We start from the raw sequence: 15,933 nt of genomic DNA, 5'->3' as shown, positions 1-15,933 counted from the left end.
GGCGCCACCGAGACGGATCTCACCTGCCGCAGGGGGCCACAGTCCCAGAATGGATTTGGCCAGCGTGGTCTTGCCGGAGCCGCTCTTGCCGATCACCCCGATGGCCTCTCCCGGATTGAGCTGAAACGAGACATTGCGAAGCGTCGGAGTTGCGCCACCAGGTGGCACAACGGACAGCCCCTGCACTTTCAGTTCCGCAGCCGGCACCGGCAGCCGGGTGCGTTCTGCCTCAGGCGGCGTGGCATCCAGAAATCGGTTCAGCGATCCCCAGGCGGTTCGCGCCTTTTCGACCAGCGACCACTGACCGATGGATTGCTCGATGGGGGCTAACGCCCGACCCAGCAGGATGGATCCGGCGATCATCGCACCGGCCGTCATCTCGTTTTGCAACACCAGCCAAGCCCCCAAAGCCAGCATGGCCGATTGCAGGAACAGGCGCAGGGATTTTGTCAGCGCCGTGAAACTGCCGGTCCAGTCGCTGGCGGCAATGGTCTGGCCAAGCGCGTCCGAGCGTTGTGTCATCCAGCGGGCGGTGACATCCCTCTGCATACCTTGCGCCCGGACAATTTCCGACGCCTGCCGGGCGTGTTCCGAGAAAGCTCCGGCCCGCGCCGAGGCGGCCTGGGCGTCCGCCACTCTTCGATGAGTCAACACCTGGTTCAGCACGGCAAGAACAATCAGGACCCCGCCGCCCGCCACCGCCAGCCAACCCAGCAGCGGATGAAAGATGAAAATTGCCGCCAGGAACAGCGGTGTCCAGGGCATGTCCATCAGCGCCAGCAGAACCGGTGAGGAACAGAGGATTTGGATGGCTTCCAGATCCCGGAGAGCGGTGGCCGGGGCAGCGCGAATCTGAGGATGGATCGACCGCCGAAGCGTGGCACCGAACACACGCTCATCCAGCGCCGACTGGAACCGCGCCCCGAAACGGGCCACGATCCGGCCGCGAGCAAAATCAAGCATCGCCATCAGGGTATAGAGCAGCGCAACCAGTAGGAACAGCGCCGTCAGGGTTTCCACCGAGCGGGAGCCCAGCACCCGGTCATAGACCTGGAGCATGAAGAGCGGTCCTGTCAGCATCAACAGGTTGACGAAGATGCTGAACAGAAAGGTCAGCCCCAGAAACCGCATTCCGCCATTGCGGGCTGTTCGGAGTTCATGCAGTGGGCGGGCGTTGGGTGCTTGATTCAGGTTCAAGGAGAGCTCTGTTTCTTGGTGTGGCGCATACAGGTCAGCCTGCGAGCGGAACCCCTTCCGGCGGGTCTGATTGCCACCGGAAAGGCAGGAAGGTCATGTGTTTCCTGGGGATTGGGCAAGTGGCAGAATGTGGCCCCACAAGAAATGCAGGGCCACGTCATTTCTCAGGCGAAGGTGAAGTCTTCCTGTGTCAGAACGGAGGCAGCCACACCGCTCAGGATGATCTTGCCATGCGTGCCGATATCAACCTCGGCATCGCCACCATTGTCAGAGAGGACCAGATCCTCGAACCCCAGACCGGCGATATCCACGCGGATCAGGTCGGTTCCGTCGGTGAAATCTGTGATTGTGTCGGTGCCGAAGTTATCCTTGAACAGGAACTCGTCCGCACCTCCTGCGCCGGTCAGGGTATCGTTGCCAGCGCCCCCATCGATCACATTGTCATCTGCGGACCCGGTCAGGGTATTGTTGCCGGACCCACCGACGATGTTCTCGAAGTTCAGGACCTGTTCCGTGAAACCGCTGGAAAAAACAGCCTTCGACTGTGACAGGTTGATGCTGAAATTGTCACTCGAATAGCTGAAGTCGATGGTGTCGATATCGGCGCCCCCGTCGAAAAAGTCGGCGCCGACATTGCCAAAGATGTAGTCGTTGCCGGCACCGCCATAGTGGCTATCATCGCCGTTGCGACCGTCAATGGTGTTTGAGCCATCTGAACCGGTCAGTACATTGTTGCCCGCGCCGCCAATGATGTTCTCGAAGTTCAGAACCTGCTCGGTGACCCCACCCGAGAACACTACGATTTCTTGCGACAGGTCCATATTGAAGTTGTTGCTCGAATAGCTGAAGTCGATGGTGTCAACACCTTCTCCTCCATCGAAGAAATCAGTGCCGGCATTGCCGAGAACGAGATCGTCACCAGCCCCGCCATAGTGATTGTCGTCACCGTTCCCGCCATCAATGGTGTCATTTCCGTCATCGCCGTACAGCTGGTCATTCCCATTGTTGCCATACAGGCTATCATTTCCGGTGCCGCCGCTGGCAAGATCATCGCCGTCCCAGGCCACGATGAGATCATCACCGGCATCGCCATAGTGCTTGTCGTCGCCCCATCCGCCGCGGAGTTCGTCATTGCCGTCGCCACCATGGAGCGTGTCGTTACCAGCTTCGCCAAACATGTAGTCGTCGCCCTCCAGACCATACATGAACTCACCCAGGCCGGTTCCGGAATAGCTGTCATTTCCTGAAGTGCCCTGGTACCGCGTACTGGAATAGAGCTCGCCCAGGTCAATCACTGTTCCATCGGCAAACTCCAGGTATTCCACAGCCTGATTGTAGCTGGCGTTTGTATAGAAGCAGTCTTCGATTGTAACGGTTTGCGTCGTACCCTGTATCGAAAGGACGATGTTGTTGTGGCCATCACCGTCATTGTCCGACACGGAAAGAGCGATCATCTCCGACGTGATACCTGCCCCGAAAACGACGCGGTCCCCGAAGCTGTTACCGTAGCCCTCGTGGATCCAATCATTTCCATCACCCAGGTTGATCAGGTACGTATCGTCGTCGCCGCGGCCGATCAGACCATCATCACCAACTCCGCCGACCAGGATCTGACTGCCGTTGCCTCCTGTCAGCCTGTCGTTTCCGGTTTCGCCATGGATCTCAGAATTGTCCCCATAGGCCATCAATGTGTCGTTTCCGCCACCGCCCATGACCAGCTGATCGTCTCCTGAACTGGCGTCGAGGTAATTGTCCCCATCATTTCCGATTATGGTATCTGAGCCAATTGTACCGCGCACGTTTTCAATGCTGATGAGACGTTCCAGGCCATTCTGGTTGTTCTTCCATTCGAGGACGCCGGCTCTAAGGTCCACATGGGCCCCCAGAGAGCCGAATGAAGTGTCGTAATCACCGTCTATCGATATGAAATCGACTCCGTCTCCGCCGTCGTACGTATCCTGGCCATAACCGCCCCTGAGATCATCATCGCCGTCTCCGCCTCTCAGGACATCGTCGCCGTTTCCGCCATGGAGGGTGTCCTGCCCGGTCCCGCCAAGGATTTCATCATCTCCATCATTGCCGCTCAGGTTGTCGTTGCCTGCGCCGCCGAGGATATAGTCCTCACCCGCCTGCCCAGCCAAAGTGTTGTTCCCTGAATCGCCAACCAAAACGTCATCATGTTCGGTTGCCGCAAGCGTCAGGCTTGCGGCGGCGTGTTTCCAGGCGTCGTAAGAAATGTCTTCCAGAACGATGGCATCGTCTGATCCGAACATGACAAATGTATCGCCACCGATTTCTTCGATGGTGACGCCCGCAGGTGGATTGTTCGGGTCCACATAAACCTCGTCGATCACGACCACCGATGCGGCGATGTTGAAGTTGGCAATGTTGGTTTTGGCAGCCTTCTCCGGATCCGGGCTGGTGACAATTGCGTTGCGATCCAGATGAACCGCATCAGGATTGCTGGCAACACCATCGACAACCAGGGTAACCGATCCGGTTTTTTCGACGCCCGAGGAGTCCGTCGCGGTGTATGTTACTGTCTCCGTTGCCGTCTGTCCGGACTCCAGCCATGCATAGGCGCCTCCCTGGTCGAACTCCAGGGTGCCATCTGCCAGCATCGTGAGGGTGGCCCCCGACGCCAGCCGGATCATGGTGCCTGCGGACATGGCAGTGCCAGCTACGGTCACAACCGAGATCGGATCGCCGTTAAACTTTAGGTCATTTGCTGTGAAGTCCACGACAGTTGACCCGCCTTCGTCCAAGCGGTGATAGTCATCGATCACTTCAAACTCGGTCTGGAGCGGACCTGCAATATCGGCATAGGTCAGAGTGACGTCATTGAACTCGATGAATTCGACATCGTCATAGATAATGAATGTCCCGTCATCCATCGGCCAGGCATAGTCGGGGTGCAAGGTGTCGATGGTGACACGCACGCCCCCTTCGACCACGTCATATGATGCCGTTGTACTGATACCGTTGATTTTGGCAGTGTCTATGCCAGTCCCGCCAAACAGGCGGTCGTCACCATCCCCACCGATCAGGGTGTCGTTTCCGCCGCCGCCAAAAATTTCGTCATCGCCCCTGCCAGCATTCAGCACATTGTCGCCATCGTTTCCGTAGATAGTGTCATCGCCGCGACCCGTGTTTGCGTTTTCAATCGAGACCAGTTTGATCCTGTCCCCGGACTCCTTCCAAGAAACGTAACCAGCAGCAAGATCAACAGTTGTATCCATGCTGGATTGCGTTTCCAGCGTGTCAATACCTGTTCCGCCGTCATAGATACCGTTGCCCGCCTCATACGTCGTGGTCCAACCCTGACCCTGGACATACTCCTGCCAGGTATAGCCCTTGTTGATCAGAAGATCGTTGCCCTCACCTCCATCGAGCATGTCGTAGCCGACCCAGGCCTCCAGGGTGTCGTCACCAGCACCGCCATCCATGATATTGTTGCCGAAAGACGAAAAAAGCTCGTCATTGCCCGCACCACCATAGAGCTCGTTGTCACCTTTGCCGCCCGAAAGAACATCATTGCCGAGGCCACCGCGCAGGACATTGGCCTGATCGCTTCCGCCCAGGAAGTCATCGAAATCAGACCCTGTCAGGTTCTCGATGGATACAAATTCATCACCTGCCGCATCCCCGGAAGGGGTGATCAGGTGGCCCCCAAGGGTCATTTGAATGCCAGACGTCGCATCTGCATAGGACGCCGTGTCAATGCCGGATCCGCCATTCAGGTAATCGGCGCCTTTGCCACCAATCAGGGTGTCATTGGCACCTCCACCGAACAGGCTGTCGTCGACGTCACCACCTATGAGGATTTCAGCTTCAATGGATCCGAAAAGCTCGTTGCTGGCGAGCGGGTCACCTTCGATGGTCTCGGTGGGAACGGAACGTTCGGCTTCCAACGCGCCAAGGGCCGCAAAGGCATTGTCGCCAAGGGCGCTGTTTGCAAAGGTCCGGTTGCCGTTGCTGGGGTCAGAGACTGAACTCGGCCAGTCCAGAAATCCGTCTTCAAATTCCAGGGCAAACGGTATGACGATTGACGGTGCAATCGTGATACTGCCGCCATTGGCCCCTTTGGTCTGGAACCCGATCACGTTTTCAATAGTCAGGCTGGAGGTTTCGCTGACGACGATTTCAATCGTGCCAACGGTCATGAAGTGATCCAACGTCTCCGGGGCGGGATCGAAAAACCAGCCGGAGAAGAGTGGATCGAAGTCGAACACTTCGCTTCCGATGAAAAACTCTTCGTAGTTGTAGTTGACCGTCACGTCGGCGCGGTTGATCCCTTCGAACCGAACCTTGTCGATCCAGTGGCCGTCCCCCCTGATCAGATCGTGACCAAAATCGGCGCCATCGTCACCAAGAACAACCGTCAGACTGTCACTCTCCGCACTGCTGGTCTCAGCGCGCTCGGTCGCCATATAGATATCGTTGCCCTTGCCACCATAGTAGGTGTCCGTACCGCCGGAATAGACCAGGATATCCGAGCCATCACCTGCGCGGATTTCGTCGTTACCTTCGCCATCGTAGGCCAGCACGCGGTTTACATATTGATCGAGGGTTTCTCCCTCCCGGATATCGTCGTCGGCGCCCCGGTCATAAATCCAATCCGCACCGGCACCACCTTCGATGACATCGTCCCCAAGACCGCCGTGGATTTCGTCGTGGCCATCACCACCATCGATTATGTCAACATCATCACCACCCCGAACATCATTGCGACCGCTGCCTCCAGTAATTGTATCGGCGTGTTCAGAACCGGTAACGTTGTCGAAATTGGCTAACGTCAAGCTGGATCCATGAGACGTTATCGAGCCCGCGGAACAATCGCTCTGTTCAAGCGTGATCGTGAAACCTTCATCAAGGGTTGAGCCGTCTAGAAGATGTCCTTCTTCGAGGGCGTCATCGGCCTGGATTGTATAGTTGCCGTCGACTTCCAAATCATAGAACTCAGGCGCGAATTCAATTACGTTCGCCAGGTTGTTCAGTTTAATGACCTCGAAATTGGTGAATAGATCTTGCCAGGCATCAGGGTCGTTCACATCCGTTACACTAAAAACTGCCGATGCCTCTTGAGAAGCTGCCGAATTGACACTAATGCGAACGCCAGTTGATGAGTTAACGTAGGACAGAGTATCTATGTCTTCACCACCATCAAAGAACCCTCCATATGTACCGTCAGGTCCCAAGTATCCATGACTACCTGCATCCAGAGTGTCATCTCCATCTGCCAGGATGTAATGCAGACCGGATTCAATCATCTGCGGAAACTCGAAACTGTAAGGGAGAAGGTCCGAGAAAAAGCTCCCGGTTTGTTCTGTGTCCGTTAGATCAAATTCGTGGTTAGTATTGTCTTGCTCATAATTCGCAAAACCAACCCTTAAATCATCAGAGTTTTGAGACCCAAATACAACAAACCTGCCATCAATACGTGTATCTGTAACACCGTCCGCATACAAATTGTCAAAAAGTTCTTGAACACCTTCTGCCAATCTATTACGCCGGTCACCCGCCTCGGCGCTCAACAGGGACTCAAAAGGATAAAAAGTTTGGTTCCCTTCTTCACTCAGGTCGCTTTGATAATCAGAAAATGTATAGTCCGAAAGTTGGTAGTTTCCAGACTCGTTGGTGAAAACAAGATTTACCGTTTCGTTTATCCCAGACGGATCTATTGCTCTTCTGGAGATGGCTTGTGTGGCTTCAGTCACCCAATCTCCCCCTACAAAATCAAAGTCATTGTTTATTGGTTCAATTCCAAAACTCTCAATTGACTTTTTGTAGCTAAAGGTTCCATCACCATTGCTTATTTTTTCAATCTTAAAAGTGGCCTCATCTGAGATCTTGTATTGCATATTTCCGAAAACGAACGCGCGTTTTGCGTATTCGATCATCTCTTCATCAGAGGCACCACCATAGTCCTTATGATCAATACTGAGACCGAAAAAGCTTGCGCCCCCATTAAAGTAGTAATTTGCTTGAGATTTTGTAAACGTTACAACAGTGTCTGACTTGGTGTACTCTTGGCCAGCATCTGGTTCAAACTCAAAAAAATCTTCTGGAAGATATTCACCACTAAAAAACTCTTCAATTAGAGCAAAACGAGTCGGCAAAGCAAAGCGCCCTTCGTTTTGCATATGGTCAGCAATGTCAATGTCGTAATTCGAGTCGTCAGATCTTTCTATCAACCCCGTGTCATTTAAATTTTCTGGTGGCGTATTTTCTCCGTACAAAAATACACTAACTAATTCGTTTACAGATACACTCATTGCCATTGACCCCTTAGTCTAGATTAATGATTTTTCCACAATTGTCGAAATGCACCAACCTGATGCTCTCATAAAAACCGAGTAGTGGGGTTTTCATTGAGTTTCTGTCGTCGAATAGCCACCGAGATTTAACGCGAATCGTGGCGGCATAGTTCTTTCGCTCGGCTAAGTGAGGATCAATGTACTCTCCTTTTGCTTCTCTTGTAAAATTTGTACAACAATCTGAGTTGATAGCAAGGTACGCTGCTTTATCTTCAAACCTTTTTAATGAAAGATGCAATCTTTCGCCCTCCTCCGTGAGTTTAAAGGCGTTTCCCACCTGGTTTTGAAGAGTAAAGTCAATGGCCGCATCAATCATTTCGGATTCGCTTAGATTGCGGCAGTTAGCTAAAGCCAACCCATTATTCACGATAGAAATCAAGCCGATAATTGGAACTGCAATTATTGAGTATTTCATTTGGTTATCCCGCAGCACAGATCTCACATTTAGAATGACCTTGTAGTTCAAATTTTCTTTTTACCTCTAGCGAATTATGCACTTTGCAGCTTTCTCCCAGTGCCAAACTCACGACGAACGTATTGATCGATGGCGATCCAATCCGCGGGTCTGGATTTGTCGTCAATCCAGATTTCGTATCTGAGGTTGAGATTCTGTTTCAAGCAATAGTGGTATTTGCAGGTATGACTGCTACAGAGCATTCGAGCATTCGCACCGACGTGCTTTTTTGGTACATCGTACATTTCTGCGGATAATGTCTGGGCCATGATCAACTTTCTTCTATGAAGGGCTTGAGGTTATGCAAGACACGAACGCTCGCGCATTACGCGACATATCCTGCCAATGGGGTAGAAGGTTTAGGGAATATCTGATCTTAAAGTCGACCAGCGGCGAGTCCATGTAATGCTGACAGCCCGGATACGGGACGGAACCGGGCTTTTTGCACGTTATCACGTCGGTGATTTGACCTCTGGCGTTGCGGGAAATATGCAGGTCAGTATCGCTGTAGGCGCTGGTTTCTGGATCTATATAAGGCGGCGCATCAGACACCAGCGTTTCCAGTCCAAGTATAGACTCGACTGCATAAAACTCGGGCACATTGGTGGCTGTATACCCACGAACGAGGGAGGCATGATGCACGGCGAGATCGTCAATCGGGATGTAGTCGGTCAATAGCATACCGACATAAGGCCCCTCCTGACGTTTTGGCAAAAGCTCAGGTGGCCAAGGCGTGAAACTCTCACCGTGAATTCGCAGAACCTGACCCCTTCGCGTAGTGTTGTCTCGCAATTTGAGTCGCGGGTCGAAATAACCGCGCGGGATGCTCAATCGAACTTTCTCCGCGCCAGGCTGAAACTCAAGGAAAACAGTTAGATTGGTCGACTGGTCCGAAGAGCAAATGAACGGTGATGGCTCGAAAGTAGACGCATCGTAGATGTCGGCGATTGATTTGGCTGCGGCACCCGTATCAGCGGCTCTTTCATCAGCGTACAGCTCTTGTCGCAGGCAAGCGACCGCTAGACCGCAAAGGACAAATAGTGCTTTTCTGAGTTCCAACATGGTGAGGCACGAACTGTTACTTTGAGCAACACCAAGGAAAGCTAACCGCAGGAGAATTGTTTAACAAACCCCATCTGTCCGCTGACCGGTGCACTGACCAATCGCCCTTTTTCGCACTTGCAGACAGAGCAGACCTCACCCGGCAAAAGATCACGCTAGCTACAAACAGAACTCTTCGAGAACCAAGCAAGTATCATCTCCGCAATACTATTTTAACGGGCCTAGAAAAGATGAAAACAACTTAAAGCCGATTTTTTGATCCGATAAAGTCTGGTATTCCTTACCCTTGGACCTAGAGAGAGAGTAACCGATCCCCATTCGAAACGTCACTCCGAAGAAAATTTCCGTACTACTAAGTTGGACCACTTGCTCCTCAGGCGAAGGTGAAGTCTTCCTGTGTTAGGACGGAGGCAGCCACACCGCTCAGGATGATCTTGCCATGGGTGCCGATATCAACCTCGGAATCGCCACCATTGTCCGAGAGGACCAGATCCTCGAAGCCAAGCCCGGCGATATCCACGCGGATCAGGTCGGTTCCGTCACTGAAATCTGTGATCGTGTCGATGCCGAAGTTATCCTTGAACCGGAACTCGTCCGCACCTCCTGCGCCGGTCAGGGTATCGTTGCCTGCGCCTCCATCGAGATGGTCATCGAAGTTGGTGCCGACGACGACATCATCTCCATTGGTCGACGAGTCGTTTATTGATCTGCCCCGTATGCCAATCTCATCCAGTGAACCATCGGAAAACAGAATGGTTTCAATATTCGTTCTGTCTGCCCCGAAATCGTAGTAATTCTGATACGTCAATTTAATCTGGCCATCGGGTGTATTGACGAACACGTGACTTCCAGAATGTGAGAAGCTCACCAGATCGGAACTGTACTTGCTCAAGTCCAGCGTGTCATTTCCGCGGTTGTGGTGATGCCCTTGAATGACGTCATTTCCAGACTGGTAGATGATCGTGTCGTCACCGCTTCCGGCGAAGATAGAGTCATTGCCGAGGCCGCTCGAAATCACATCGTCGAACTGAGTGCCTGTAACGGTGTCATCACCATCGCTGGACTGATCGGCCAATGCCCGATCCCTGATACCGATCTCGTCCAGGGAACCATCCGAAAACAGGACCGTTTCGATATTGGTCCGGTCATCGCCGATAGCGTAGTAGTGTTGGTATCTTAGCTTTATCTGGCCGTCCGGCGTGTCAATCAGGACATCCGCACCGGAATTGGAAAAGCTCACCTGATCGGAACTGTACTTGCTCAAATCCAGCGTGTCGTGCCCCCGGTTGTGCTGTCCTTGAATGACGTCATTCCCAGACTGGTAGATGATTGTGTCGTCGCCGCTTCCGGCGCTGATTGAGTCATTGCCGTGGCCGCCACTCAAAATGTCATCGCCATCTTGGCCCTGGAGATCATCATTTCCATCAGCTCCCGCCATTAGCTCATTCCCAGCGGATCCTACCAGGACGTCGTCAGCGGACGTTCCTAAGTGTTGCGTACTGCTAGCATCCAGCCAATCTGCAAGAGAAGTATCGATCAGCGTGACAGAGTCTCCTGCCCCGTACTCAATAACCACGTCACTGACTTGCTGAGAAATGGTAATTCCGGCCTGCTGAGTGTTGGGGTTCACCGCCGTTCCGGCAACAGTGATGACCATTGTGCTTGGCTGAAATCCGGATAGTTTCTTGGCGCCATCGCCGGGTTTGAAAGCTAGGTCTGAGTGGCCAGTGATGGCATTTGCGGCTTCTTTGTTAGGCATGGTGACACTAATCGTTCCATCCAAAACCAATCCCGTGTCATCGAATTCACCACCTGCCACAAACCATCCCATCTGATTGGCATCAGAAAAGCCTGGGTGTTGGTCGATGCTCTGATAATCGTCAAAATACATCCAAAAATATATCTCGGCATCGATAGGACTTAAGTCTGCGGTTACTTTCAATGTGTAACCGTCATTCAAAACTGCCGACGATAGGTCTGCACCGTCTGCACCCTGGAGATTTCCGTTCTCGTCATAAAGATAATATCCAGTGTAGCTACCGAAGGAAACGCTGCTTTGGACATGTGTAATTTTCGAACCAAGAAACGAGACCTCAAATTGACCAGCTGCTTTAACGCTGACCGAACTGTCGGTGATAGATCCAATTGGTCCGGTCCAACCCTCGGCTCTTGTAAAATCCATCAATAGGCTTTGACTGCCAAAGTCTTTGATTGGTATTTCAGGAATATCCTCTTCGTTTATGTCGTCTACATCAAACTCGTACTCCTGCAATGTATACACTCCCGAACGCACAGCAATGTTGCGCCCAGCATTATAGAACTTGTCGGACGCGTCCGGATTCAAGACAATAAGATCGAAAGCACTCCAGTCAAAATCCGACCCCATGCCCAGAAGGTCGAGATTGAAATCGGCAAAATTCTCCGCAGTCAATCCTTCGACCTGCACAGCCAGGATCCTTCCGTCTTCCGTGTAGAAGTGATCCTCGCCTTCGCCGCCCCACACAATGGCGGGTCCCGTATCGGTCGTATCGTTGGTGTAAAACGTATCGCTTCCTTCACCGCCAGCGGCCATATGCCCTGAAACCATGAAGAATTCATCGGCAGAATCACCACCAATTGCTACTTCAACTTTCGAGGCGTCCAAATCCAAATTTGCTGAACCTTCCCCTTCAAAGACAGCAACGTCGCGTCCGTCGCCTCCGTCAATTTCAGTGTCTTCCGAGTCAAAAACAATCGTATCGTCGCCAGCGCCGCCGCGAAGGATGTCGGCGCCTTCACCGCCTTCGATCCAATCATCGCCCAGACCCCCTTCCAACGTGTCGTTGCCTCCGTCGCCACGTAGAATGTCATCTGAATCAGCCGATTCAGGCGCCTTAAAATGGTCATTACCGCCAAATCCCCGAAACTCAGTACGATAAGTTAGGGACTTGGCTGTATCTGCTTCCTCTGAACCGACAAATATAATACCATTCGACGACGCTACTTCTCTGTGGTACGAATTGATCTCGTCGTCGACCACAACTTCAGAGCCATCTGCACTTGCGAATACAAGAGCTTTGCCATCTTGAACAAAAGCAGTCACGCCAGACTGGTACAAGTCATCGATGTGGTTGTTTATTCCAGCTCCAATTAAAGAAAGCACACTGGTATAGTTACTGTTATTCTGGTTAAGGTCAGATATGTAATCTTGCCTTGTGTAAATGGTTTCCCCATCAGAGCCAACAACAGACCCCTCATATGAAATATTTTCTTTTCCGACCATTTTCAAATCAACTCGACGGCCAATTCCAGACGGGTCCGTTCTTAGTTGGCTGTACGCGTTTGTGACGTAAGCGACAACGTCGTCAGAATTAAAATCAAAATTGTCATCAAAGGGGAGAATTTTGGCATTCTTGATATATCTGTTTCCGCTTTCATCAATCACAAATATTATTTCGCTCGGTATTTTGAAGGAGGACGAATTATAATAAAAAACTCTCTCAACATAATCACTTGTTTCGTCAACATAGTTATATTGCTGGAAACCGAATTTTTCTCCGCCACCTGCGGCGACATCCCCCCCAACTATTTCTTGCATTCGAGCGAGTGTGTACTCACGTTTTGTTCCATCGTTGATACCAATACTAAAAGCTTGAAAGAAGTTCTGAACCACCTGCGCTTGCGAGAGATTTGCAAATCGACCGGCCCCCGCGGACATAAATTCAACAGCATCGAGCTCCATTGTTGATCGCGCGGCCTCATCTCTAACGAGATTGGGATTCAGAAGGTCTTCTGGTTTAGCTGCCGTGCCGTATAGATATTGCAACATAATTTCGCTAGGCGTTGGTAAGGCCATTTAATTTATCCTTTTTAGTCTTCCATTCCGTAAACGCTGCGCCGATCCATACACCTACTTAGAATGACATAGCTGGTATACGTGGTTTTCTCACTACCGCCACGTATCGGCAAAGTGACAACTACACCCTTCTCTCTAAATCCCAGGAGTGACGATATTAATCCGCGTTCTAGACTACTGTCGTTACTGGGCAGTAATTCACAGCATTCTGGATGTTGTTTATAGTAGTTCAAAGCATCCTTTAAGGATGCTAGATTAATATCAGAATCATCGCGGCGAGAAGCATCCAACACTGCTTCAGAGATGTATTCCTCGTTGGAAAAATATCTCATGGAACGCACACAGATACCCGACCGCGTAGTAGAAAAAATCACTACCACTATAGAGAGAATAGCTAATATTTGTGCTAACTTTCCCATCCTACCAGATCCCGGCAAACTGCATACAGCTCAAATCAAAATGAAGCAACGCGCCATCTCTACTTAAAGGGTACTGGACATGTCATCTTTCCCGTTAAAAAATATCAGGTTACAAACATTGTCAAGGCACGGCCTAGGAGATTTTTAACTTTGGGCGATCAGCTTGATCCTAGCCTCATGACTTCGGCAATTGGACAACTTCAGACAAGCTGATTTTGGGCAGGGAAATGGATCCGAAAAGGTGTGCCGGCAACTCCGTTTTTGCACACGCTTGTTTTTGCGCAGACTTTAACTGAGTTTGCCTGGGTAGGCGCTTCGGTTTGTACGCAGTGTTCAACAGTAAACAGAATTCTGGTTCGATACAGATCCGCCGCGCCAGCCTCCTTGGTACACTCGATACCTGTCAGTGACAGACCAAATCACGTGTTCATCGAAATCACATCTCCATGCTTGTCCAATCGGGGTGGAGCCTGCCTGAACACCCTTCACTGACCGATAATCGGCGCGGTGACCATGGCTATCATGGTGGATGTCATCATGACCAATCAGGATCTGGACCCAAACTGCACATTTAACACGTCTATTTGGAGTCTGCTTCAGTTAAACAACTCTGGCTCGATGCCCACAATCGTTTCCAACTGTCTGTTTTTTTCTTCAATTTCATACGCTCTGCAAACCAACTCCATACTATTTGAACACCAGAACAATAGCGAGCAGTGAAACGGCAGTTTTGGGACATCCACGGGTTTCGACAACCGGCAGCAGCTTCTGGGGTTTATGTGTCGCGGTGATACGCTGAGGACAATGCTGTACTGCGCGCAGACATCAAACGCGCCACTTTCGGCCGAGATCAATTGACGGAGGAGATGAAAGCAATTCAGGGCTCTATCGGTGATCTGGAGCACGGCAACGCTGCATTGAAAGAACAGGTCACCCGCCTGACGGCCCAGCTGGAGGCCGAGAGCGCCAAACGCGCTTACGCAGAAGATCTCCTGAGCCGAGTCAAAGGCTAAGTTGATTTCAGGGCCTGGCTCTGCTTATCTCTGTGTGATCAGGAGTGGACCGATGAAACAGGTTTTCAGTGTAGGTGATAAATCACGGGCCATCTGCCCGGACTGTGAGCAGATCGTCTCGACCACGCTCGAACGCCAGGATGTGTCACTCGATGATGGATCCGGGACCGTGCCAGGCATACTTGCTGGTGTCTGCGATCAGTGCGGCACGGTCGTATCCATTCCAGCACAGTCTGCCCCTGTAATCAGACAAGTCATGGATCGGGTTCAGGGCTGATTCACTGGACAATATGCAGATCGGAGCCGGGGCCCTACCCCGGTTTTTTGATTGAGGGGACGCAACTATCAAATAGCAAAAAACTGCAAATAACTTCGCTCAACCTTGAATAAGGTTAATCAATTTTAAATCGATAGAAACTCCGTCTCTCTATTTTCTGAGTATCCACAGATTATGGAGATTGAAGATGGCAATTATTTCGATGGCAAATCCAAAAGGCGGCAGCGGCAAAACCACCTGCGCGCTGCTTCTGGCAACCGAGATCGCCCGCCGCGGCGGTACGGTCACACTGATTGATGCGGATCCAGAGCGGTGGATCACGAAATGGGGTCAGTTGGACGATCTGCCGGATGGCATTCAGATCGTCAGCGATGTGACCGCAGACTGTATCATCGATAAGATATTGGATGCTCAGGAGCAGACGCAATTCGTGATCGTCGATCTTGAGGGAACAGCCAACATGAGCGTCGTTCAGGCAATCGGTATCAGTGATCTCGTGCTCGTTCCAACACAAGGCTCGACCATGGACTCGCAGGGCGGAGCCAAGATCATCAAGTTGATCAGGCAGCAGGCCCGTGCTCTGAGGCGAGAAGTCCCCCATACTGTAGTTTTCACCCGCACATCCGCAGCGATCCAGACCCGTTCGCTGTCGCATGTCAGGGAGTTAATGGCTAAGGCCGGTATCCCTACCCTACGGACATCAATTGTTGAGCGCGCTGCATTCCGTGAGGTGTTCGCGATGGGTGGCGACCTACCCGATCTGGATCATTCCCAGGTATCGGGTGTCGAAAAGGCCACGATGAATGCCGGCGAATTTGCAGATGAAGTTCTGGCTATCCTGAAAACTCAATCTCAGGAGGTCGCGTAATGGCTGGTAAGCGCAAAGCCGGGCTGGGAGATGATTTTGATGTCCCGGTCACGTCAGATGTCCAGGATCGCGCAGCGGCTGCGAGAGCGATTGCGCAGCAGGCAAATGCGAGTGGGGGGTTGGCGGGCTTTAAGGATCGTGAGCCCCCCAAATCGCCAGCTGAGGCCCCTGCCCCGCAGCCTGATGAATCGGTCGAGAAGCGCAAGCCTGGCCGGCCGGCTGGATCCACCAAAACCAAGCGCGAGCAGTTCAATTTCCGTCTGGAGGTCAATCTCAAGAAGCGTCTTGAAGATCACATCAAAGTGGCCGGAGGTGGTTTTGTGACCGCTTACATGGAGAAGCTCGTTCAGGAGCACCTCGACCAGCTTGGTAAATAACGTTAGTTATGGCTTTTTTAACATCAGAAAACTGCAATCAACTGTGGTTAACTTTGATTAACGGTTTTAAATCTTATCTGACTGCACACAACGCTATTCAACGTTGAAAAATAG

General features: G+C 51.8%; 9 protein-coding genes. 4 read left to right on the top strand and 5 right to left on the bottom strand.

Annotation, left to right across the window (positions count from 1 at the left end; genetic code table 11):
• The 5 genes from FGK63_RS20465 to FGK63_RS21140 all read right to left on the bottom strand — a co-directional run.
• Positions 1-1,131, bottom strand: a 1,131-nt coding sequence (locus FGK63_RS20465) for a type I secretion system permease/ATPase (protein WP_138845796.1), incomplete at its 3' end; no start/stop codon positions are given.
• A 230-nt stretch (positions 1,132-1,361) separates the two neighbouring features.
• The gene (locus FGK63_RS20460) at positions 1,362-7,478 is read right to left on the bottom strand and encodes a calcium-binding protein (protein ID WP_138845794.1); all 6,117 of its coding nucleotides are present in this window, start codon (positions 7,476-7,478) and stop codon (positions 1,362-1,364) included.
• A 7-nt stretch (positions 7,479-7,485) separates the two neighbouring features.
• Positions 7,486-7,929 (bottom strand): hypothetical protein, encoded by a 444-nt coding sequence (locus FGK63_RS20455; RefSeq protein ID WP_138845792.1) that lies wholly within the window; start codon positions 7,927-7,929, stop codon positions 7,486-7,488.
• 321 nt (positions 7,930-8,250) lie between these two features.
• Complete coding sequence (locus FGK63_RS20450; RefSeq protein ID WP_138845790.1) at positions 8,251-9,030, bottom strand: hypothetical protein; 780 nt, start codon at positions 9,028-9,030, stop codon at positions 8,251-8,253.
• Between the two features lie 373 nt (positions 9,031-9,403).
• Positions 9,404-12,865 (bottom strand): hypothetical protein, encoded by a 3,462-nt coding sequence (locus FGK63_RS21140; RefSeq protein WP_138845788.1) that lies wholly within the window; start codon positions 12,863-12,865, stop codon positions 9,404-9,406.
• A gap of 1,285 nt (positions 12,866-14,150) precedes the next feature.
• On the opposite strand from FGK63_RS21140, the gene FGK63_RS20870 reads away from it, so the two are divergent.
• The 4 genes from FGK63_RS20870 (at position 14,151) to FGK63_RS20430 (ending at position 15,819) form a co-directional block, all read left to right on the top strand.
• Positions 14,151-14,297 (top strand): hypothetical protein, encoded by a 147-nt coding sequence (locus FGK63_RS20870; RefSeq protein ID WP_171052731.1) that lies wholly within the window; start codon positions 14,151-14,153, stop codon positions 14,295-14,297.
• Positions 14,298-14,349: 52 nt separating this feature from the next.
• Positions 14,350-14,574, top strand: coding sequence for a hypothetical protein (locus tag FGK63_RS20440; RefSeq protein WP_138845786.1), 225 nt, complete (start codon positions 14,350-14,352; stop codon positions 14,572-14,574).
• Positions 14,575-14,761: 187 nt separating this feature from the next.
• On the top strand, positions 14,762-15,442 hold the full coding sequence (locus FGK63_RS20435; protein ID WP_138845784.1) for a ParA family protein: 681 nt from the start codon (positions 14,762-14,764) through the stop codon (positions 15,440-15,442).
• Positions 15,442-15,819 (top strand): hypothetical protein, encoded by a 378-nt coding sequence (locus FGK63_RS20430; RefSeq protein ID WP_138845782.1) that lies wholly within the window; start codon positions 15,442-15,444, stop codon positions 15,817-15,819. The genes FGK63_RS20435 and FGK63_RS20430 overlap by 1 nt, the downstream gene beginning before the upstream one ends.
• Positions 15,820-15,933: the final 114 nt, after the last annotated feature.

It is taken from the genome of Ruegeria sediminis (assembly GCF_005938215.1).
Lineage (GTDB): Bacteria > Pseudomonadota > Alphaproteobacteria > Rhodobacterales > Rhodobacteraceae > Ruegeria > Ruegeria sediminis.
Note: the sequence above shows the minus strand (reverse complement) of the source record. Positions and strands in the feature narration are given on the sequence as shown.